21 protein-coding genes and 2 tRNA genes are annotated in these 20,519 nt (G+C 38.8%); 22 read left to right on the plus strand and 1 reads right to left on the minus strand.

Annotated elements, in window-relative coordinates; translation table 11 throughout:
* Window positions 1-9 precede the first annotated feature (9 nt).
* From ACGTNH_RS08305 to uvrC, 5 genes are all read left to right on the plus strand, one after another.
* The gene (locus ACGTNH_RS08305; protein WP_394586273.1) at window positions 10-783 is read left to right on the plus strand and encodes an enoyl-CoA hydratase; all 774 of its coding nucleotides are present in this window, start codon (window positions 10-12) and stop codon (window positions 781-783) included.
* Between the two features lie 17 nt (window positions 784-800).
* Window positions 801-1,574: an electron transfer flavoprotein subunit beta/FixA family protein gene (locus tag ACGTNH_RS08310; RefSeq protein ID WP_394586274.1), complete on the plus strand. Its 774-nt coding sequence runs from the start codon at window positions 801-803 to the stop codon at window positions 1,572-1,574.
* Between the two features lie 27 nt (window positions 1,575-1,601).
* A complete protein-coding gene (locus ACGTNH_RS08315) occupies window positions 1,602-2,582 on the plus strand; it encodes an electron transfer flavoprotein subunit alpha/FixB family protein (protein WP_394586275.1) in 981 nt (326 codons plus the stop codon).
* A 186-nt stretch (window positions 2,583-2,768) separates the two neighbouring features.
* Complete coding sequence (gene trxA / locus ACGTNH_RS08320) at window positions 2,769-3,083, plus strand: thioredoxin (RefSeq protein ID WP_173915900.1); 315 nt, start codon at window positions 2,769-2,771, stop codon at window positions 3,081-3,083.
* A 115-nt stretch (window positions 3,084-3,198) separates the two neighbouring features.
* A complete protein-coding gene (gene uvrC, locus ACGTNH_RS08325; protein WP_394586276.1) occupies window positions 3,199-4,992 on the plus strand; it encodes an excinuclease ABC subunit UvrC in 1,794 nt (597 codons plus the stop codon).
* 15 nt (window positions 4,993-5,007) lie between these two features.
* Here the strand turns inward: uvrC and ACGTNH_RS08330 are convergent, their stop codons facing one another.
* Entirely contained in the window at window positions 5,008-5,454 is a 447-nt protein-coding gene (locus ACGTNH_RS08330) for a YslB family protein (RefSeq protein ID WP_394586277.1), read from the minus strand.
* A gap of 283 nt (window positions 5,455-5,737) precedes the next feature.
* On the opposite strand from ACGTNH_RS08330, the gene ACGTNH_RS08335 reads away from it, so the two are divergent.
* The 17 genes from ACGTNH_RS08335 to ACGTNH_RS08415 all read left to right on the plus strand — a co-directional run bounded on the left by ACGTNH_RS08335 (window position 5,738) and on the right by ACGTNH_RS08415 (window position 20,468).
* A complete protein-coding gene (locus ACGTNH_RS08335) occupies window positions 5,738-6,358 on the plus strand; it encodes a succinate dehydrogenase cytochrome b558 subunit (protein WP_188375528.1) in 621 nt (206 codons plus the stop codon).
* A gap of 54 nt (window positions 6,359-6,412) precedes the next feature.
* Window positions 6,413-8,164: a succinate dehydrogenase flavoprotein subunit gene (gene sdhA, locus ACGTNH_RS08340; RefSeq protein ID WP_394586278.1), complete on the plus strand. Its 1,752-nt coding sequence runs from the start codon at window positions 6,413-6,415 to the stop codon at window positions 8,162-8,164.
* Window positions 8,165-8,179: 15 nt separating this feature from the next.
* Entirely contained in the window at window positions 8,180-8,944 is a 765-nt protein-coding gene (sdhB, locus tag ACGTNH_RS08345) for a succinate dehydrogenase iron-sulfur subunit (protein WP_188375530.1), read from the plus strand.
* 124 nt (window positions 8,945-9,068) lie between these two features.
* The gene (locus tag ACGTNH_RS08350) at window positions 9,069-11,393 is read left to right on the plus strand and encodes a sensor histidine kinase (RefSeq protein ID WP_394586279.1); all 2,325 of its coding nucleotides are present in this window, start codon (window positions 9,069-9,071) and stop codon (window positions 11,391-11,393) included.
* Entirely contained in the window at window positions 11,390-12,037 is a 648-nt protein-coding gene (locus tag ACGTNH_RS08355; RefSeq protein WP_394586280.1) for a response regulator transcription factor, read from the plus strand. Before ACGTNH_RS08350 ends, ACGTNH_RS08355 begins: the two co-directional genes overlap by 4 nt.
* Window positions 12,038-12,130: 93 nt before the next feature.
* On the plus strand, window positions 12,131-12,355 hold the full coding sequence (locus tag ACGTNH_RS08360; protein WP_101844523.1) for a helix-turn-helix domain-containing protein: 225 nt from the start codon (window positions 12,131-12,133) through the stop codon (window positions 12,353-12,355).
* Window positions 12,356-12,506: 151 nt separating this feature from the next.
* Window positions 12,507-12,950 carry a MarR family winged helix-turn-helix transcriptional regulator gene (locus ACGTNH_RS08365; protein WP_394586281.1) on the plus strand — a complete coding sequence of 148 codons (444 nt, stop codon included), beginning with the start codon at window positions 12,507-12,509 and terminating at the stop codon, window positions 12,948-12,950.
* Between the two features lie 25 nt (window positions 12,951-12,975).
* Complete coding sequence (racE, locus tag ACGTNH_RS08370) at window positions 12,976-13,797, plus strand: glutamate racemase (RefSeq protein ID WP_394586282.1); 822 nt, start codon at window positions 12,976-12,978, stop codon at window positions 13,795-13,797.
* A gap of 84 nt (window positions 13,798-13,881) precedes the next feature.
* Entirely contained in the window at window positions 13,882-14,949 is a 1,068-nt protein-coding gene (locus ACGTNH_RS08375) for a GerMN domain-containing protein (RefSeq protein WP_394586283.1), read from the plus strand.
* 118 nt (window positions 14,950-15,067) lie between these two features.
* Entirely contained in the window at window positions 15,068-15,835 is a 768-nt protein-coding gene (gene rph / locus ACGTNH_RS08380; protein WP_394586284.1) for a ribonuclease PH, read from the plus strand.
* Between the two features lie 3 nt (window positions 15,836-15,838).
* Window positions 15,839-16,435 carry an XTP/dITP diphosphatase gene (locus ACGTNH_RS08385; RefSeq protein WP_394586285.1) on the plus strand — a complete coding sequence of 199 codons (597 nt, stop codon included), beginning with the start codon at window positions 15,839-15,841 and terminating at the stop codon, window positions 16,433-16,435.
* A gap of 12 nt (window positions 16,436-16,447) precedes the next feature.
* Window positions 16,448-16,972, plus strand: a complete 525-nt coding sequence (locus tag ACGTNH_RS08390) for a metallophosphoesterase family protein (protein ID WP_394586286.1) — start codon at window positions 16,448-16,450, stop codon at window positions 16,970-16,972.
* 150 nt (window positions 16,973-17,122) lie between these two features.
* Window positions 17,123-17,196, plus strand: a tRNA-Gly gene (locus ACGTNH_RS08395).
* 20 nt (window positions 17,197-17,216) lie between these two features.
* Window positions 17,217-17,290 (plus strand) — tRNA-Arg (locus ACGTNH_RS08400).
* Window positions 17,291-17,575: 285 nt separating this feature from the next.
* Window positions 17,576-18,799 (plus strand): C40 family peptidase, encoded by a 1,224-nt coding sequence (locus tag ACGTNH_RS08405; protein WP_394587674.1) that lies wholly within the window; start codon window positions 17,576-17,578, stop codon window positions 18,797-18,799.
* Window positions 18,800-19,012: 213 nt separating this feature from the next.
* Entirely contained in the window at window positions 19,013-19,720 is a 708-nt protein-coding gene (locus ACGTNH_RS08410; RefSeq protein ID WP_394586287.1) for a hypothetical protein, read from the plus strand.
* Between the two features lie 145 nt (window positions 19,721-19,865).
* The gene (locus ACGTNH_RS08415) at window positions 19,866-20,468 is read left to right on the plus strand and encodes a YitT family protein (RefSeq protein WP_394586288.1); all 603 of its coding nucleotides are present in this window, start codon (window positions 19,866-19,868) and stop codon (window positions 20,466-20,468) included.
* Window positions 20,469-20,519 lie beyond the last annotated feature (51 nt).

The raw sequence follows: 20,519 nt of genomic DNA on the forward strand, positions 1-20,519 counted from the left end.
GAGATAAGATTGTCTACTTTACATGTTGAAACAACTGAGAACGTAGCAACTATCACAATTCAGAGCCCGCCAGCAAATGCACTTTCAAGTTCGATATTAAAGGATTTATCAATTGAATTAGACAAGGTTGAACAGAATAAAGCAATTAAAGCTATATTACTAAAAGGGGAAGGGAAATTCTTTTCAGCTGGAGCTGATATTAAAGAATTTACATCTTTTCAAAGTTCCTCAGATTCTGGGGGATTAGCTGGTAAAGGGCAGGAACTGTTCGATCGAATTGAACATTTTCATATTCCAATTATCGCAGCTATTCATGGAGCGGCTTTAGGGGGCGGGCTGGAGCTCGCTATGGCTTGCCATATCCGTTATGTAGCTGATGATGCAAAACTTGGTCTGCCTGAACTAAATCTTGGAATTATCCCTGGGTTCGCAGGCACTCAAAGGCTTCCCAGGCACGTAGGGGCTGCTAAAGCTTATGAAATGATTTTAACAGGAGTGCCAATAGCAGGTGAGGAGGCTGTAAAAGCTGGCTTAGCTAATCAAAGTTTCAGTAATGATAGCCTATTTACTGAGGCTGAAAAAACTGCTCACCTTATCGCTTCTAAGAGTGGACCAACTATTAAACAAGTGATGAACTTAATTCCTTATGCATATACCACTCAATTAAATGATGGAATTAAGAAAGAAGCTGAAGCCTTTGGTGATGTATTTAAAAATGAAGATGCACGCGAGGGTGTGCAGGCTTTCATTGAAAAGAGAAAACCTGAATTTAAGGATCAATAGTTTAGGAGGGAATAGCAATGAATATTTATGTACTGCTAAAAAGAACATTTGATACGGAAGAAAAAATTTCTATTAACAATGGTAGAATTGATGATGATGGGGCTGAATTTATCATTAATCCTTACGATGAGTATGCGGTAGAAGAAGCAATTAACTTACGTGATGCTCATGGAGGAGAGGTGACCGTTGTTACCATTGGCGAAGAAGATGCGGAGAAACAGCTGCGAACAGCTTTGGCTATGGGAGCGGATAAAGCTGTATTAGTGAACACGGAAGATGACCTCGAGGAAGGTGACCAATTTACAACCGTCAAAATTTTGGAGGCCTTCTTTAAAGACAAAGAAGTGGATCTCATCCTTGGTGGTAATGTGGCCATCGATGAAGCGAGCGGACAGGTAGGACCCCGGCTGGCTGAACGATTGAATATGCCTTGTGTCACAACGATTACTAGTATTGAAATTGAAGACAGTAACGTTCAAATCGAACGCGATGTGGAAGGTGACGTTGAAAAAGTAGAAACGACTCTGCCACTTATAGTAACTTGTCAGCAAGGATTAAACGAACCTCGCTATCCTTCTTTACCGGGTATTATGAAAGCGAAAAAGAAACCATTAGAAGAACTTGAAATAGACGACTTAGATTTGGATGAAGATGATGTGGAAGCTAAGACGAGAACGACTGAAATCTTCTTGCCTCCGGAAAAGCAAGCAGGTAAGGTCCTTGAAGGAGAAACGGATGATCAAGTAAAAGAATTAGTGTCGCTGTTAAAGTCAGAAGCTAAAGTTCTTTAAGAAAGTTTTTCGGAAAGGAGACTTATAATGAGTAAAAAAGTATTGGTAATTGGGGAAGCTCGTGAAGGTACCCTAAGAAATGTAACATTTGAAGCAATCGCAGCTGCGAATATTATTAGTGATGGTGGAGAAGTAGTTGGTGTTCTCTGTGGTGAAGGACAGTTAGAAGAAATGGGTAAAGAAATGATTTATTATGGTGCTGACCGTGTAATTACTGTAGCAAACGAAAATTTGAAAACGTATACATCTGATGGATACGGCCAAGCTCTACAAGCCGTGATAGATGATGAATCTCCTGAAGGGATCGTCATGGGACACACTTCTATTGGTAAGGATATAACGCCTAAGCTTGCCAGCAGATTGGAATCAGGGCTGATTTCAGATGCTACAGAAGTTGTAGCAGAAGACGGAAAGATTTTATTTACGAGACCGATTTACTCTGGTAAAGCATTTGAAAAGAAAGAGATCACTGATGGTATTATTTTTGCGACGATCCGACCGAATAATATTCCGTCTGGCCAGAGAGATGATTCCCGCTCTGGAGAGGTTACAGAGAAAAGCGTAGAAGTCGGTAATATTCGTACCATTATTAAAGACATTATCCGTAAGTCTTCGGATGGTGTGGATCTTTCAGAAGCAAAAGTCATTATAGCTGGGGGACGCGGTGTGAAAAGCGAGGAAGGCTTTGAGCCGTTAGAACAGCTTGCCGAAGTTCTTGGAGGTACAGTTGGGGCTTCTCGTGGAGCGTGTGATGCGGGGTACTGTGATTATTCCTTGCAGATCGGCCAAACAGGAAAAGTAGTTACACCAGATCTTTACATTGCTTGTGGGATCTCAGGAGCCATTCAACACTTAGCAGGAATGTCTAATTCGAAAGTCATCGTGGCCATTAATAAAGATCCGGAAGCCAATATTTTTAATGTCGCAGACTATGGCATTGTAGGAGATTTATTTGATGTCGTACCAAAACTGATTGAAGAGATTAAAGAGATGAAGGTAAACGCGTAAGTTTTATTTATAATAAAAAAGGTTAAAGTAGGAGTGTACCTGCTTTAGCCTTTTCTATTTTAACAAGGTTTAATGAATATTTTCTTATCTTCAGCTTCTGTTTTTGTCGCATAAACAAATTGTTAGGCAGTTAAAATAGAAAGTGATATACTTTGTAAAGACTAAAAGAACGAGGAGGTTTTTTCAATGGCACTTGTTAAAGCAACAGATCAAAACTTTACAGAAGAAACTAGTGAAGGCTTAGTCCTTGCAGATTTTTGGGCGCCTTGGTGCGGCCCTTGCAAAATGATTGCTCCAGTACTTGAAGAACTTGATGAGGAAATGAGTGATCAAGTTAAAATTGTTAAACTTGATGTAGATGAAAACCAAGAAACTGCAAGTAAGTTCGGGGTAATGAGTATCCCTACATTACTGCTTTTCAAAGATGGTAAAGTAGTAGATCAAGTAATAGGCTTCCAACCAAAAGAAGCGTTAGCTGAATTAATTACAAAGCATTCTTAATCGTAATGAACATTACAAGGCCACGCTGCTTAGCAGCGTGGCTTTTTGCTGTCATACATTTCCTAAATGTGGTACCTTTCTTATAAGAACCTCTAGGAGAGCGGGGTGTACAACCATGAATAACACTATTAAAGAAAAGCTGGCTGTACTACCTGGACAGCCGGGCTGCTATTTAATGAAAGACAGACACAATACCATTATCTATGTAGGGAAAGCTAAAGTATTAAAGAATAGAGTGAGGTCTTATTTTACTGGCGCTCATGATGGTAAGACGCAGCGTCTTGTGCAGGAGATAAAAGATTTTGAGTATATTGTAACGACTTCAGAGATTGAAGCTTTAATATTAGAAATGAATTTAATTAAGAAGCATGATCCTAAGTACAATGTAATGCTGAAAGATGATAAAACTTATCCATACCTAAAAGTTACATCGGAACGTCATCCGAAGCTGATTGTAACGCGTAAAGTGAAAAAAGATAAAGGCAAATACTTCGGTCCTTATCCTAACGTCATTGCGGCAAGAGAAACTAAAAAGTTGTTGGATCGTCTATATCCCCTTCGAAAATGTAATACTATGCCCGATCGTGTTTGCTTATATTATCACATGCACCAATGCCTTGGTCCGTGTGAATTCCATGTATCTAAAGAAACTAATCAAGATATTGTACAAAGCATAACTTCCTTTTTAGGAGGCGGGCACAAAGAGATAAAGCACGACTTAAGGAATAAAATGCACGAAGCCTCAGAAAAGCTGGATTTTGAAAGAGCAAAAGAATACCGTGATCAAATCGAACATATTGAATCTGTTATGGAGCAGCAGAAAATGACGATGAACGATCAAGTAGATCGTGATGTGTTTGGCTACTCTTACAATAAAGGCTGGATGTGCGTACAGGTATTTTTTGTACGACAAGGAAAATTAATAGAACGTGATGTAGCTTTATTTCCATTCTTTGATGACCCTGAGGATACATTCTTAAGTTATATTGGGCGGTTTTACCTGCATCAAAACCATCCATACCCAAAAGAAATACTTGTACCTGTAGGAACGAATACGGAAGTTCTAGAAGGCGTAGTAGACTCAAAAGTAGTTATACCAATGCGCGGACGTAAGAAAGAGTTAGTCCAATTAGCTATGAAGAACGCTGAAATTTCATTAGAAGAGAAGTTTGCTTTGATTGAGAGAGACGAAGAGCGAACGATAAAAGCCGTAGAAACACTCGGAGAAAAGTTAAATATAGAAACACCTCATCGTATTGAAGCGTTTGATAACTCGAACATCCAGGGAGCTGACCCTGTTTCAGCTATGGTAGCGTTTATAGATGGAAAGCCTAATAAGAAAGAATATCGTAAATACAAAGTGAAAAATGTACAAGGACCTGATGACTATGAGACAATGAGAGAGGTTATTAGAAGACGTTATACGCGTGTACTAAAAGAGAAGCTTCCGCTGCCGGATTTAATCGTCGTAGACGGAGGGAAAGGACAAATGACGGCAGCCTTAGATGTATTGGAAAACGAGCTTGGTCTGGAAATTCCACTTTGTGGTTTAGCAAAGGACGATAAACACAAAACGAGTGAATTACTTTACGGATCCCCTCCTGCAATTGTGGATCTGGAGCGTAATTCTCAAGAATTTTATTTAGTCCAGCGCATCCAAGATGAAGTTCACCGTTTTGCTATATCCTTCCACAGACAGCTTAGAGGTAAAGGAGCCATTCAATCTGAACTGGATCAAATTCCAGGCGTGGGTCAAAAGCGAAGAAGGTTATTATTGCGCCACTTTAAGTCTATTAAAGAAATCAAAGAAGCTTCACCAGAAGATTTAACTAAACTAGGAGTGCCTACTCCAGTAGCTCAGACAATATTAGATGCTTTAAATCAAGAAGAAGAGCCAGCTGATGAATAACAGCTGGCTCTTCTCTTATTTCTCTTTTGTTGCTGTAATTTCGATTATGTTATCTTTCGCTAATATGTCTTCCATACATTCATATGTATCACCAGTTATCGATTGCGCAGCTTCTGCAAGAAAACCGCATTCTAGTCTAAAGTCTACGGGAAAAATCTTTTGATTCAGCCGTTTCTCCACGATGTGTCCCTGCAAGTGAAAAACTAATTCTTTTCTTTTTTCTTTTTTCAGCTGAAGTTCTCCCCAACCCATGTATTGAAAGAATTCATATAATTCTTCAAACGTTTCTATTGTTGTTTCGCGAGCAATATTCTTCCCCATAAAATAAAGCAGGTAAGGAGCATCTTTACCAAGAAAGTCTGGCAAAGTATAATATCGCAATAAATCGAAACCCGCTCCGGTAGCAACTAGCGATGAAATATTTTCTGTTGATAACTTAGCTGTATCTTTCATGACGCTCATTCCTTTCTATCCATTATTATCGCTTGAAAAAGAGAAAGTGGCAATAGTATTTCATACATTTTAAGGAATTGTGATAAATGCTTCATTTAATGAATTTATGGACAGGTTTTCTTGACGGTATTACTCGATAGAAGTACAATAAACGTGTTACAAATTGTACTTTTAGCAGTTATGGAAAAGGAAACATGGGGATTTCCTATCTTTTTTATCCGCTTATAAAAGCGCTTAACTGACTGAAAAGTGTGCATGATTATTTTTTGCAATCATCTTGAGGGGGGTAAACATGGCAGGAACACGCGGATACGTTAACCGAAGATTACATTCATTATTAGGGGTAGTCCCAATCGGAATATTCCTAATCCAGCACTTAACTGTGAACTTTTTTGCAACACGTGGTCCAGAAGCGTTTAACTCGGCAGCTCATTTTATGGAGAGCTTACCGTATCGTTACGTTCTGGAGATTTTTATTATCTTCTTACCACTGTTGTTTCACTCCATTTATGGAGTATACATTGCATTCACGGCTAAAAGTAATCTGAAGACCTTTGGTCATTTTAGAAACTGGATGTTCATGTTACAAAGATTCACAGGTATCATAACGCTCATTTTCATTGCGTGGCACGTGTGGGAAACTCGTATAGCGATTGGATTTGGCTGGGCAGAATTGAACTATCAGTTGATGGAAGGCATCCTTACTGATCCATTCTTTTTCTGGTTCTACATAGTAGGGGTAATTTCCACTACGTTCCACTTTTCTAATGGCCTATGGTCCTTCTTTGTAAGCTGGGGTATTACAGTTTCACCACGTTCACAACAAATTATGACTTATGTGAGTATTATTGTATTTGTTGCTATTTCCTACGTAGGTGTACGTACATTAATTCAATTTGCCTACGGAGTTTAAAATTTTCATTTCACTGAAAAGCGATAGAGAAAGTCAAGGGAGTGAGCATTAATTATGAGTAATAGAAATATAGTAATTGTTGGTGGAGGTCTTGCAGGCCTGATGGCAACAATTAAAGCGGCAGAGCAGGGTGTTCATGTTGACTTGCTCTCAGTAGTGCCTGTTAAGCGCTCTCACTCTGTTTGTGCACAAGGTGGTATTAACGGTGCCGTTAATACAAAAGGTGAGGGAGATTCACCTTGGGAACACTTTGATGATACGGTATATGGAGGAGACTTTTTAGCAAACCAGCCGCCAGTTAAAGCAATGTGTGATGCGGCGCCAGGTATTATCCACTTATTAGATCGTATGGGTGTTATGTTTAACCGTACGCCGGAAGGACTTCTTGATTTTCGCCGCTTTGGAGGTACCCAGCACCATAGAACAGCATTTGCCGGAGCAACTACCGGCCAGCAGCTGCTCTACGCTTTAGATGAACAAGTTCGTCGTCACGAGGTTAATGGGCTTGTAACGAAGTATGAAAATTGGGAGTTCTTATCCGCCATTATTGATGATAAAGGGGTAGGCCGTGGTGTTGTAGGGCAAAACTTAAGCAACCATGAGATTAAAGCTTTTCCAGCAGACGCCGTTATTATGGCCACTGGTGGTCCGGGGATTATCTTCGGAAAATCAACAAACTCAGTTATTAATACAGGTTCAGCAGCTGCTGCCTTGTACCAGCAAGGTGTTGATTATGCTAACGGGGAATTTATACAAATTCATCCGACGGCAATTCCAGGAGACGATAAGCTTCGTTTAATGAGTGAATCTGCTCGTGGTGAAGGTGGACGAGTGTGGACATATAAAGATGGAGAACCATGGTATTTCTTAGAAGAAAAATACCCGGCATACGGCAACCTTGTGCCGCGAGATATTGCAACTCGTGAAATCTTTGATGTCTGCGTGAACCAGAAGTTAGGAATCAACGGTGAAAACATGGTTTATCTTGATTTATCACACAAAGACCCTAAGGAACTAGATGTTAAACTTGGCGGGATTATTGAAATCTATGAAAAATTTGTAGGGGAAGACCCAAGGAAAGTTCCTATGAAGATCTTCCCAGCTGTGCACTATTCTATGGGCGGCATGTGGGTTGATTTTGATCAAATGACAAATGTTCCAGGCATTTTTGCTGCAGGTGAATGTGATTATAGTCAGCATGGAGCGAACCGTTTGGGAGCAAACTCGCTGTTATCTTCTATTTATGGCGGAATGGTAGCAGGACCTAATGCCGTGAAGTATACGGAAGACTTGGAAACGATTTCTGATGAAATGACGTCAGCTTTGTTTGACCAAAAAGTTAAGGAAGAACAAGATAAATTTGAAACTATTATGAATATGGATGGCGACGAGAATGCTTACCAACTTCATAGAGAATTAGGTGAATGGATGACCGATAATGTGACGGTGGTCCGGGATAATGATAAGCTTCTTCAAACTGACGAGAAAATTGTAGAGTTAATGGAACGTTATCAACGGATCAACATTAACGATACATCTAGATGGAGTAACCAGGGTGCTATGTTTACGCGTCAATTATGGAATATGCTTCAGCTTGCCCGCGTGGTTACTCAAGGTGCTTACAACCGTAACGAAAGTCGCGGAGCTCACTATAAGCCAGCGTTTCCAGACCGTAATGACGAAGAGTTCTTAAAAACTACCGTTGCTAGCTATGATAAAGAAAATAATAAGCCGGTTTTCCGTTACGACCCAGTAGACACGAGTCTAATTGAGCCTCGTAAACGTGATTACTCGAAGAGCAAATAAAGGAGGTCCATCATCATGAGCGAAGATAAATCGATAACGTTTATTATCACTCGTCAGGACGATCCGGAATCCCAGCCTTATGAGGAAACTTTTGAGATTCCTTATCGTAAGAATATGAACGTTATTTCTGCTTTAATGGAAATACGCCGTAACCCAGTGAATGCAGATGGAAAATCTACTACTCCTGTGTATTGGGATATGGGTTGTTTGGAAGAAGTGTGTGGAGCTTGTTCGATGGTTATTAATGGTTCCCCTAGGCAATCATGTACAGCTTTAGTTGATAAATTAGAGCAGCCAATTCGATTGGCACCAATGACTACGTTCCCGGTAATGCGTGACCTAGCTGTAGATCGGAGCCGTATGTTCGATTCATTGAAAAAAGTAAAAGCTTGGGTTCCTATTGACGGAACTCACGATTTAGGCCCAGGTCCAAAAATGCCCGAAAGTAAACGCCAATGGGCTTATGAACTTTCTAAGTGTATGACTTGCGGCGTTTGCTTAGAAGCTTGTCCAAATGTAAATAGTAAGTCAGACTTTATTGGTCCAGCACCTCTTTCTCAAGTACGTCTGTTTAACTCTCACCCAACAGGGGCAATGAATAAGAGTGAACGATTACAAACGATTATGGATGAGGAAGGTTTAATGGGATGCGGTAACGCTCAAAACTGTGTAGAGTCTTGTCCTAAGGGTATTCCTCTAACAACTTCTATTGCGGCTTTAAATCGTGATACGGCAATCGAGTCATTTAAGAGCTTTTTTGGAAGTGACCAGCGCGTATAAAAGAAATTCTTTAATAATACCTCTGCGATTTAGCGGAGGTATTTTTTCTTGGGAAAAAAGGGTTGTCGCACTTGATGGGAGTAGTATAATAGAAGGGATTCACAAGTTAAAAGGTGGAGTAAGAATGGCTTCAATTAATAAAAAAGAACTATTTATTCTGTTGTTTATTTTAGGATCTGCAAGTTATATTACATTTATTTCTATTACTCAGCCGTATTTAGGGATTGAAGTGGCTAAGAATGAAGACGAGTGGGTTATTTCAAATATAAATGGAGATAGTTGGGCAAATGAAGAAAATATTCCTGTAGGCGCGACAATTGAAACTGTAAATGGGAAAGAACCTGAACAGCACTATTCAATTATAATGTTTCAAAACCTGGAAAATGCGGATTCTTTCACTTTAGAACATGAGGGTAAGCATTTATATTATAACGGGATCGAGCAAACTTCAGCTACTCACTGGATATTTTTTGTGATTATTCCGTTATTGTTTTTGATGGGCGTGATCTGGATTTCTCATCTTGTCTATCAAAAAGTGGATCGCCGCTATTCTGTCCATTTACTCATGCTCTTTTTTCTAACGATTGGTTTAGGCTACATTAGCAATAGTGGAGCTGTGAGAGATAACATGTACAGCGTTTTTTTAAACGCGTTTCTTTTCTTAATCTCTATAGTGATTTTAATTCATTTTTTATACAGGTATTTTTCTGAACTTGGTATATATTGGTTTTCTAAACGTTGGTATTATGCACTTTACTTGTTTGTAGGAGTAGTAACTATTGTTGAAAGTATATTTTTAATGAATGGTGAATATCCGACATTTATTTACCATATTCCCCGAATACTATTGTTGGGCTTATACATTATTTTATTTTTCATTATCTATAGTGGGCTTTATTTACACCGAGATAATTCATATCGTACGTTGTTTAAATACGTATGTATCGGAATGACAATTGCATTCCTTCCTTATATTTCTCTTTACCTTATTCCAGCATTAACGATAGGTAACAAATTAATTCCTATAGAATTTGCAGCTTCTTTTCTTATTGCTCTGCCTGTAACGTTTATGTACCTCGTAACTAGAGAGCAGCTAATAGATATTAATTTCTATATGGGAAGATTAAGGTATTACGTATTATTGTCAGTTGTACCAAGCCTTTTAATTACAATTTCAATATCTCTTATAATAAATCGATCGTTGTCGTTTGTTTATTATCTTGAGATTTTCGTCGTGATTAATGTGATCCTAATTATTTTTCTCTCGATTAAAGAAGTGCTGGACTTTAAGTTGCAGCAATATCTATTTGCAGCACGCTACAGTTATCAAGAAAGTATGCACCGCATGTCAAAAAATATGAAAGATCAAACGAATGCAGTTGATTTAATGAAAGTGTTGAGAAATGAAATCAGCAATGTTTTAAATGTGCGTGACATCTATATTTACTCGAAACACAACAAGAAAACATTGTACTGTGTATATGACCCTATCCCTGAAGACATATTAGATCACTTTGAAGATTATTTCTCTACTCATAGCTATGATATCGGCTCTATTATTGAAACGGAGAAAGGCTTTGGGGTTATTGTAGGCTACTCATTAGAAAAAATTACAATGATTTGGTGTAGAGGAAAAAAAGACTTCACTACGTTAAATCGTGATGAAAAAACCTATTTACAAACGATTTCTCACAATGCCAATATCGCTATTGAGAATATGAACCTTATTGAAGATCTTCTCAAGGAACTTAGAACGTTAAGAAGTGATCAAACTCAGCAGTATCCAGCGTGGTTGTCTCGCCTGTTATTCTCAATTGCAGAAAACCAAAGAAAACAGCTATCCATCGATCTTCATGATACTGTATTACAAGAACAGCTTTATTTATACAGGAGAATGGACGATTTGATCGGCAAACGCAAAGACTTACCGAAAACGTTAAGCTCTGAGTTAAATATGTTTAAAGAATCCATTTTAGATAGTATCCATCTCATTAGAGAGACTTGTAATGAACTGCGTCCTGCTTTTATTGAAGAATTAGGGTTAGTGCATGCATTAGAAGATTTAATTGAACAATATCAGTTGCGTTCGAACTTTACGGTATACTTTACGCATGAAGGCTTTCATGCAGACTTGGATCAAGAAAGAGTCCTGGCTATCTTTCGAATTGTACAAGAGCTATTATCGAATGCGATGAAACATTCGGAAGCGAAAATTGTTAAATTAAGTCTTGCGAATGATCATGAAGGGGTTACACTTATATACTCCGATGATGGACAAGGAATGGATTACTCTTTTCAAAGAGATTTGTTTTCTCACATTGGTTTATCGGGTATCGAACAACGAGTACATGGCCTAAATGGAAGTCTTACGATAGACACGTCCCCGGGCAAAGGGTTTAAATCAACGATTTCTTTCCCTTACACCGTTAGCAAGGAGGCAACAGTATGACGCAAGTATTAATCGTAGACGACCACCCTGCAGTAGGGGCTGGAACAAAAGCAATGCTGGAACAGGAAGAAGATATGAAAGTTGACGTAATCGATCAACCGGAAGAGGCAGAAGCGATGTTAGCTTCCAAAATGTATAATATTGTGCTTCTTGATTTATATATGCCGGGAATGAGCGGAGTCGATCTCGCAAAAAAATTACGTAAACATCATCCGGATTTAGCTATCCTGATTTATACTGGGTTTGATTTAAGCACTCATTTTAATATGCTGGTGGAAGCAAATATTAATGGATTTGTAAGTAAAACAGCCTCCAGTGAACAGCTTATCAATGTTATTCGCTGTGCACTTCGTGATGAAGTGGTGCTTCCGCTTCATCTTTTTAAGCAACTGCGTCGCTCTGAAGCAAGTGTCAGTCACTATACAGAAAATGAGGGGCTTAACCTTTCTTTAAATGAGAAAGAGCAATCCATTTTAAAAGAAGTCGCATCAGGTCTGACCAATAGAGAAATCGCTCAGACCCTTCATATGTCACAGCGAAGCGTTGAATACACGCTTACCGGGATATTTAATAAACTGTCTGTAAAATCGCGAACTGAAGCCTTGTTTAAAGCGCAAGAATTAGGATTAGTGTCTAAAACATAAACGACCGGCACAGGGCCATCCCTCCCTTCATACGATATTATGACTAAATAATTCCCTCCGATAAAGCTCTAGATAACAAGGAGGGGTACGCTTGTGAAGGAGGAGGGCTATAGGCCAGCACAAATTCTTACGAAACGCGAGCGCGAGGTTTTCGAGCTTTTAGTGCAAGATAAGACGACGAAAGAAATTGCTGAAGAATTGTTCATTTCGGAAAAAACGGTGAGGAATCACATCTCTAATGCGATGCAAAAGTTAGGCGTAAAAGGGAGATCTCAAGCAGTAGTGGAGTTACTACGTATGGGTGAACTTAAACTTTAGCGGAATAAGGCGTCGTAGAAAACCTTTCAGGCATTGGAACCTTAAAGTTTCATGCCTGGGAGGATTTTCATTTTTATGAAGTTTACCTTGAATTATAAGGAGAAAACAGTGAGAATATAAGGAATAGACTAATTTGTGAGGAGTGCTTTATGTGTCACATCCATCATCTACTATTGCTGATATTGAAAAGGAATTAAGGTACATAGCAGGAATTATTAAACAGAAGGGCAGGGAGATATTAGACCATTATCCGATTACTGCTCCTCAGTTTGTTGCGCTTCAATGGTTATTAGAAAAAGGTGATTTAACAATTGGTGAACTTTCTAATCACATTCATTTAGCATGCAGCACAACGACAGATTTAGTAGATCGAATGGAAAAAAATGTTTTAGTTGAACGTGTACGTGATCCTAAAGATCGTCGTGTAGTTCGTATTCACGTTTTAAATAAAGGAAAGCAAATTATACACGAAGTGATAGAAAAGCGACAGGATTACCTCCACGGTGTACTTAACGACATGTCAAAAGAGGATGTGGAAAGACTTAATCAACTATTAAGTCTTTTGCACGAAAATATGTTGGAGCCATCTAAGTAGAGACAACACGAAAAGAGGGGTTGAATTGCGACAGCCAATTGGAGTTATTGATTCAGGTGTGGGAGGACTTACAGTAGCAAGAGAACTAATGAGGCAGCTGCCTAAAGAAAAGTTTATTTACCTAGGTGATACACAGCGCTGTCCTTATGGTCCTCGTCCTAAAGAACAAGTGAAACGTTATACGTGGCAAATGGTTCGTTACTTACTAGAAAAAGATATTAAAATGTTAATTGTAGCTTGTAATACAGCCACAGCATATACGCTGCAGGAACTTCAATCAACATTGTCTATACCAGTTATAGGTGTGATTGAGCCGGGTGCGAGAGCAGCCATTAAAAACAGTCAGAATAAGCAGATTGGTGTAATCGGAACAGAAGGTACGATCAGCAGTGAAGCTTATCCAAGAACATTAAAAGCAATTGATCATTCTATTTCAGTGGATGGATTAGCGTGCCCCCCTTTTGTTCCAATGATTGAAAACGGAATATTATCAGGGTATGAAGCTGAAAGAATTGTGGCAGAAACATTACAGCCTTTAAAGAATAAGAATGAAATGGATACACTAATCCTAGGCTGTACCCATTATCCACTCATTAAACATTTAGTTCAAACTGAGATGGGATCTGCTATTCAAGTGATTAGTTCAGGGGAAGAGACAGCTCGAGAAGTGAGTTTAATATTAGCTTATCACGGTTTACTTGAACAGGGGAATATGCTTCCAACGCATGAATTTTACACTACAGGCAATATGGAAAAATTCAGGGATATAGCCAATAGTTGGTTTGGGGCCCCTATACAAATATTAGAACGCGTTAATCTTGATACAAAGCAAAGCTCCGCTAACTAAAGCGGAGTTTTTTCTTTGTGCATGGTCTATTCCCGTAAATAGCTCGTATATATGATAGTACAAACTATCATGGGAGGGAAAGGCATGAAAACATGGGGGATAAGGCCCTTATCTATTATTGCTTTTATAAGTATTGGGTTGCTGACAGGCTGCCTGTTTGAGGGAGAACAAACCTTAGAGGAGATGGATGGACCTCCTGAAGAAGAAGCAACCAATACAGATGTAACAAGCGATAATATGGAGAATGATGAGGGAGAAGACATAGAAGAAGAGACATCAACTACTGTACAAAGAGAGTTATATTTACTTGATTCAAATGGAATGGTGGTTCCTCAAACGCTTGAACTACCAGCGTCTGAAACGGTGGCTGCACAAGCTTTAGAATATTTGGTGAAGGATGGTCCGGTAACAGAGTTATTGCCATCTGGTTTTCAAGCTGTCCTTCCGGCTGGCACTCAAATCCAAGGAGTGAACTTAAAGGACGATGGCATAATGATTGTAGACGTTTCTCAAGAATTTGAAGAATACGAAGCAGAAGATGAGGAAAAAATTCTTCAAGCGATGACGTATACACTAACACAGTTTGATGGAGTCGATCGGATTAAGCTATGGATAAATGGTCATGAGCAAGAGACAATGCCTGTGAGCGGAACCCCGATTTCTAAAGGGGTATCCCGCTCTGACGGGATTAACCATCAAGAAAGTTCTGTGAATGATTTAGTCAATAGTGAACCTGTGACCGTATATTATCCTTCTCAACAGGATGGACAAGAAGCTTACCAGGTTCCAGTTACTACACGAGTCACAAGTGAAGATGACCTATATACTTCAGTTGTAAAATCTTTACTAAATGGCCCTGAACTTGGAACGTCACTTTTGCAGCCTTTTAATGCAGGGGCTGAAGTGGTGGATGCTGAATTAAGTGAAGGTGTACTGACTGTTTCTTTTAACGAAGCCATGCTGACCGGGGAAGAAACGAAAGCTCTCTCTGAAGAAGCGCTAACCAGCTTGGTCATGAGTCTAACGAATTTACCTGACGTTGAATCCGTTCAAGTCAAAGTGGAAGGTGTAGAAGAAGTCATGAATGAAGCTGGTGAAGTAATAAGCGAACCAGTAACATTAAATGATGTGACAAAAGTAAAAGGCTTATAATTTTGTACGGGGAGAGCCACTCTAAAACCTAGTGGCTCTTTTTTGATTCTGTAAACCAGAAGTTGATTATGTTAAGATAAGCAAGGATGAACCTTGACTGTTTAGGGAGGAAAAGTTAATGAGAAGTGACCAGAGAGAGCATAACGAATTAAGAAAAATTACTATAGAGACAGACTATGTAAAACATCCGGAGGGTTCCGTGTTAATTAGCTTTGGTGATACAAAAGTTATATGTAATGCAAGTGTTGAAGATCGAGTACCTCCTTTTCTTAGAGGCCAGGGTAAAGGTTGGATTACTGCGGAATACGCAATGCTTCCTAGAGCAACGGAACAAAGAAACATAAGAGAATCTTCAAAAGGGAAAGTGTCTGGCCGTACGATGGAAATTCAACGTTTAATTGGTCGTGCCTTACGGGCGGTTGTAAATCTTGATAAAATTGGGGAACGCACGCTATGGGTGGATTGTGATGTAATTCAAGCTGATGGCGGAACAAGAACAGCATCGATCACTGGTGCTTTCGTTGCTGTGGTATTAGCTTTCGGAAAATTAGTAGATAAAGGTACGATTAAGGAGTTTCCAATTAAAGATTATCTTACAGCAATTTCTGTCGGTGTCACTGAAAATGAAAAAGAAATCTTGGATCTATGTTATGAAGAAGACAGTAAAGCAGAAGTTGATATGAATGTAGTTATGACGGGCAAAGGTGAGTTTGTCGAACTTCAAGGTACTGGAGAAGAAGCTACATTCTCAATGAATCAGTTACAAAAAATGCTCTCATTAGCTGAAAATGGGGTAAATGACCTAGTAGACTTACAAAAAGAAGCGATTGGAAAATGGGCAGAAGTAATTGATCGTAAACAAACTTCAAAAATAGCAGGTGAATAATAGATGAAGGAACTTGTCGTAGCTACTAAGAACCAAGGGAAAGTGGCAGAATTTCGCTCAATGTTTTCAAAGTATGATATTGAGGTAAAATCATTATTAGACTTCGATGAAACAATCAAGGACATTGTAGAAGATGGGGATACATTTGAAGATAATGCAGTAATTAAAGCTGAAGCTATAGCCTCCCAATATAACATCCCTGTCGTAGCTGATGACTCTGGATTAGAAATTGATGCTTTAAATGGGCAACCAGGCGTATACTCAGCAAGATATGCCGGTGAAGATAAAAATGACCAAAAAAACCTTAAGAAGGTACTTAGCGAGTTGAAGGATGTTCCAGAAAGTGAACGAACAGCCAGATTCGTATGTGCCGTAGCCGTGGCTCGACCAAACCAAGAAACATTTGTGAAAAGAGGAACATGTGAAGGGGCGATAGCCAAATTTCCGCGTGGTACTGAAGGGTTTGGATACGACGCAATTTTTATTCCTAAAGGATCAGACCGTACGATGGCTGAGTATTCATCAGAGGAAAAAAATTCGATCAGTCATCGAAAAAATGCTATTGTTAAGATAGAGCAATGGCTGCAACAACTTTCCTAAGAGGTGATCACCATGCCAAAAGTTTTAATTATAAGTGATACTCACGGGCTTACTAAAGAAATTTCTGAGATAAAACAACGTCACCAGGATGTAGATGCAATGATCCATTGTGGAGATTCAGAGTTAGCTTGGAATTCTAAAGAATTAGAAGGTTTCCATTATGCCAAAGGGAACTGCGATTTTGAAGCAGAAATGGAAAATGAACAAGTTTTTTCAGTAGGGGATGTAACTTTCTTGGTCGTTCATGGCCACTTGCATCAAATAAAATCCACCTTGATGCCTCTATGCTACCGGGCGGAAGAAACAGGGGCCTCTGTTGCATGTTTTGGGCACTCCCATATGGCAGGCGCAGAAAAGGTTGACAGCAAGCTTCTTATTAACCCAGGAAGTGCTCATCTTCCTCGCGATCGTAAGGAACCGACCTATGCTATTTTAGAGTGGGAATCCTTAAATAAAGTATACTTGCAATTTTATCAAGTAAACGGTAACCCGTTGCCGGAGCTTAAAATGGAAACTTCACTTACAGCAAAGAATTAAAATCTTTGCTGTAAGGTTATTGACAAACAGCTTATAAATTTATATACTTATTCTTGTCCGAAAAAACAGACCTTACATAATTATTTTACTAACAAATTGCTTCAATTAGAAGAGGCATGAAAACGCATAGCTAATGAAACTTTATTTAATGCGGGTGTAGTTTAATGGTAAAACCTCAGCCTTCCAAGCTGATGACGAGGGTTCGATTCCCTTCACCCGCTCCATTACAATACATACTAATTTTGTCCCAGTAGCTCAGCTGGATAGAGCAACAGCCTTCTAAGCTGTGGGTCGCAGGTTCGAATCCTGCCTGGGACGCTAAACCAAAAAACGCTGAATCTCTTGTGTATCAAGGGATTCAGCGTTTTATTTTTTGAAGAGGTGGAGGAAAAATATCATTGGGGTAGATTTTGGCCATGGTTTTTCTGTACTTAATTATTAATGTGATAATGTAATGAAAAATATTGTAAAATTGTAGATTAGTACTGTGTCGGTTGAATATAAAATTCCGAGCTTTCTATCCCTTGCACAAACTATGGTGTGATAATTAAAATTTTTATAAAATAACCAAGTCATAATTACTAAGGAGACCTTGATTTGCGGATGATGAAGTTCTTCAAGAAATCAATAGTATTTATTATTATATCCTTATCTTTAGGAATAGGAATATATACTTTCGAAACATATTTTTCAACCTCCAATCCATTGATTCAAGAAGCGGAGAAGCATATAGGAGTTGCACACCGGGAAGGTGGAGAATTCCCAGAGCAGGGCTTTGACAGTTCAGGTTTTATTCAATACGTTTTCAATGAAGTACTTGGTTTTATGCTTCCTCGTACTCTCGAGCAGCAAATGGAACAAGGTAAAGAAGTAGAGCGCGCAGAGATTGAAAAAGGTGATGTCTTGTTTTTCAGTAAAGATGGCGGAAGCGTCTCTCACTCCGCTATATATATGGGAAATGATCGTCTCATCCACCCAACCGTTCCAAATGGTGTAGAAGTTACCCGATTCGAGGATAACGGCTACTGGAGCGGCAACTTCATTGAAGCAAGAAGAATATCAGAACCCCCTGATATTGCAGAAGATAATAATATTGTAGCCGGTGCTCAACAATATTTAGGTGTACCTTATGAATTTGGAGGAGAGACTCCAAACGGCTTTGACTGTTCCGGGTTTGTACAGTATGTATTTGAAAAAGTAAGTGACATTTATTTACCCCGTACGACTGATCAGCAGTGGAAAACTGGGGAAGAAATTGGGGTGGAAGATATCCAGCCGGGAGACGTTTTATTTTATAGTGATACGTACCGGGAAGGTATTTCTCATAATGGAATTTATATAGGTGGCGGGCAATTCATTCATGCTTCCAGAACACAGGAAGTCACGATCTCCTACGTGAGTGAAGAATATTGGCAGGAGAAATTTACGGGCGTCAAAAGATTTAATCAGCTAAAAATAAATAGTGACGAATCTATAGTAACAGAAGCTGCTCGGTATATTGGAGAAGTACCTTATCAAAGTGGAGGGACAACGCGGGAAGGGTTTGATACAGCCGGGTTTATTAAGTATATATTCCAAGAAGCAGAAGGGATCCAACTTCCGAGAACCGCTGAGCAACAGTGGAAAGAAGGGGCACGTGTTGATAGGGAAGACCTTCAGCCAGGAGATCTTGTGTTTCTTAAAGCCACTTATTTGAATCCTGCAATTTATGCAGGAAGCCATCAAGTCGTTCATATGACCCCGGAAGATGGTGTGACAGTAACAAATTTAGAAGCCAGCAATTACTGGGGACCGAAGTTTTTTGGTGCGAAACGAGTGCAAAAATGAGTACGGCATCAATTCTAACTTTCCTGGCTGCCTTAAAAATGCTGAACCCAATAAAAGGTTCAGCATTTTTTGGTTTATAAAACTAATTAAAGTAATTGGGTAATATAGTAAAAGTAAGTAAGGGGGGGTCTGATCATCTTAGAGCAGACGAGTTATGTTAACTGGTGGGCAATTGCAGGTTCAATCGCTTCGGTTTTGGCGGCAGTTGTGGCGGTGATCACTGTGTGGTTTCAGAAGTATAAATACGATAAGGAAAGAAAACCTATAATTTCTCCTTTGGTTAAGAAGTATGAATTGACCAGCGTAGACCTATTAACGGATTGGAAAACGCTTCGTAAAGTGGATAAGAAATGGTCCGACGTTACTTTTCAACTTAAAAACTTTGGTAAAGAGCCAGTTATTGACATGAACTATAGGTATACATTTAAAAACTACGAAACTATAAATACTTATCTTATGAAGATCGATTTAAATAAGGAATGTAGCTTAGAAATGAAAGACCCCACGTTCATTAAAAAACAAAAAGAGTTACTTTTAAAGCAAGCAATATTAGTCGGAATTGACGGTGAAATGAAAATTGTGTATAAGATTAACAGGCCTATATTAAATGGCAACCCTATTAGTCCTGAGAAAGAAATAGAGGTGAACCTGCCGAGTTACTTTATTATTCTAACTAATTATTTGTTGAAAAATCCTAACAGCAGATTGGATTTTTTCTCTCTGTCAAGTATTCCTTTTCCAAAGTTAGAGTTAACGATTTATTGTAAAGACACAGATCAAAGAATTTGGAAAACCGTTTATGAATTATATTGGGATAGTAGAATGAGCAGCTCATTAAGTATTAACGGCGGCCATTACCAACTAATCTTAAATTCAAAGCATACTCTAACGAAGAAGATGAATAAAAAAGAAATTTTATAGATTAACAAGAAAGAAAGCCCGAAATTTTAACAATCGGGCTTTCTTTTTTTAAAGTAATTGATGTATTTACGTTAGATCTGACTTCATGAAGTCTCTTGCAGTGACATAAGTATAGAGTAAGATATTATCCCTAAGGAGAATAAACATGAAAGTTCTCTATAAAAAAATGTTGGCTATCGTTGTAGGGAGTCTGCTATTAGCTGTAGGGATTAATTTATTTCTCATTCCAGATCGGGTATTAGACGGAGGGGTGATCGGTCTAGGATTAATCGCAAACTATATGTGGAATATAAAAGTAGGCTTTACGATTATTTGTATAAGTTTTCCGATTTTTATGCTGGCATGGTTTACTTTTCGTTCTTATTTCTATAATAGCTTACATGGATTATTAATTTCATCTTTTCTTATAGACTTCTTTAGTAATGTGAGAGCTTATCATTTTCCATTAGACCCAGCGATAAGTTCAATTGTTGGCGGGATATTTGTGGGAGGTGGTATCGGATATATGCTGAGACATCAGACAAGCACTGGTGGAACGGATTTACTTGCTCAAATGATCGCCAAGCTTTTTAAGCTGAATGTGGGTTTTGTTATATTATTTATCGATTTAGCTGTGATTATCGCTGGAGGTTATTTGTTTTCCGCTCAAACGTTAATGTTATCAATCATCACTATTACTAGTGTAGCTCTTACAACAATGCTGATCACATCTAATAGAGTAGCAGCTCTTTTCTCCCACATGGAGTAACCGGCTTGAAAAGTTTGGGGAAATGAAATGAAGCGATGTTATGTGCTATAA

This window comes from Halobacillus sp. B23F22_1, assembly GCF_043497005.1.
In the GTDB taxonomy this organism is placed as follows: Bacteria; Bacillota; Bacilli; order Bacillales; family Halobacillaceae; genus Halobacillus_A.

Coding starts and splice junctions, on each gene's coding strand:
- rph (WP_394586284.1), top strand. CDS start 15,068: ATGAGAAGTGACCAGAGAGAGCATAACGAATTAAGAAAAATTACTATA.
- ACGTNH_RS08335 (WP_188375528.1), top strand. CDS start 5,738: ATGGCAGGAACACGCGGATACGTTAACCGAAGATTACATTCATTATTA.
- ACGTNH_RS08405 (WP_394587674.1), top strand. CDS start 17,576: ATGATGAAGTTCTTCAAGAAATCAATAGTATTTATTATTATATCCTTA.
- ACGTNH_RS08415 (WP_394586288.1), top strand. CDS start 19,866: ATGAAAGTTCTCTATAAAAAAATGTTGGCTATCGTTGTAGGGAGTCTG.
- ACGTNH_RS08385 (WP_394586285.1), top strand. CDS start 15,839: ATGAAGGAACTTGTCGTAGCTACTAAGAACCAAGGGAAAGTGGCAGAA.
- ACGTNH_RS08375 (WP_394586283.1), top strand. CDS start 13,882: ATGAAAACATGGGGGATAAGGCCCTTATCTATTATTGCTTTTATAAGT.
- ACGTNH_RS08390 (WP_394586286.1), top strand. CDS start 16,448: ATGCCAAAAGTTTTAATTATAAGTGATACTCACGGGCTTACTAAAGAA.
- sdhA (WP_394586278.1), top strand. CDS start 6,413: ATGAGTAATAGAAATATAGTAATTGTTGGTGGAGGTCTTGCAGGCCTG.
- ACGTNH_RS08330 (WP_394586277.1), bottom strand. CDS start 5,454: ATGAGCGTCATGAAAGATACAGCTAAGTTATCAACAGAAAATATTTCA.
- ACGTNH_RS08355 (WP_394586280.1), top strand. CDS start 11,390: ATGACGCAAGTATTAATCGTAGACGACCACCCTGCAGTAGGGGCTGGA.
- ACGTNH_RS08315 (WP_394586275.1), top strand. CDS start 1,602: ATGAGTAAAAAAGTATTGGTAATTGGGGAAGCTCGTGAAGGTACCCTA.
- ACGTNH_RS08350 (WP_394586279.1), top strand. CDS start 9,069: ATGGCTTCAATTAATAAAAAAGAACTATTTATTCTGTTGTTTATTTTA.
- uvrC (WP_394586276.1), top strand. CDS start 3,199: ATGAATAACACTATTAAAGAAAAGCTGGCTGTACTACCTGGACAGCCG.
- trxA (WP_173915900.1), top strand. CDS start 2,769: ATGGCACTTGTTAAAGCAACAGATCAAAACTTTACAGAAGAAACTAGT.
- sdhB (WP_188375530.1), top strand. CDS start 8,180: ATGAGCGAAGATAAATCGATAACGTTTATTATCACTCGTCAGGACGAT.
- ACGTNH_RS08310 (WP_394586274.1), top strand. CDS start 801: ATGAATATTTATGTACTGCTAAAAAGAACATTTGATACGGAAGAAAAA.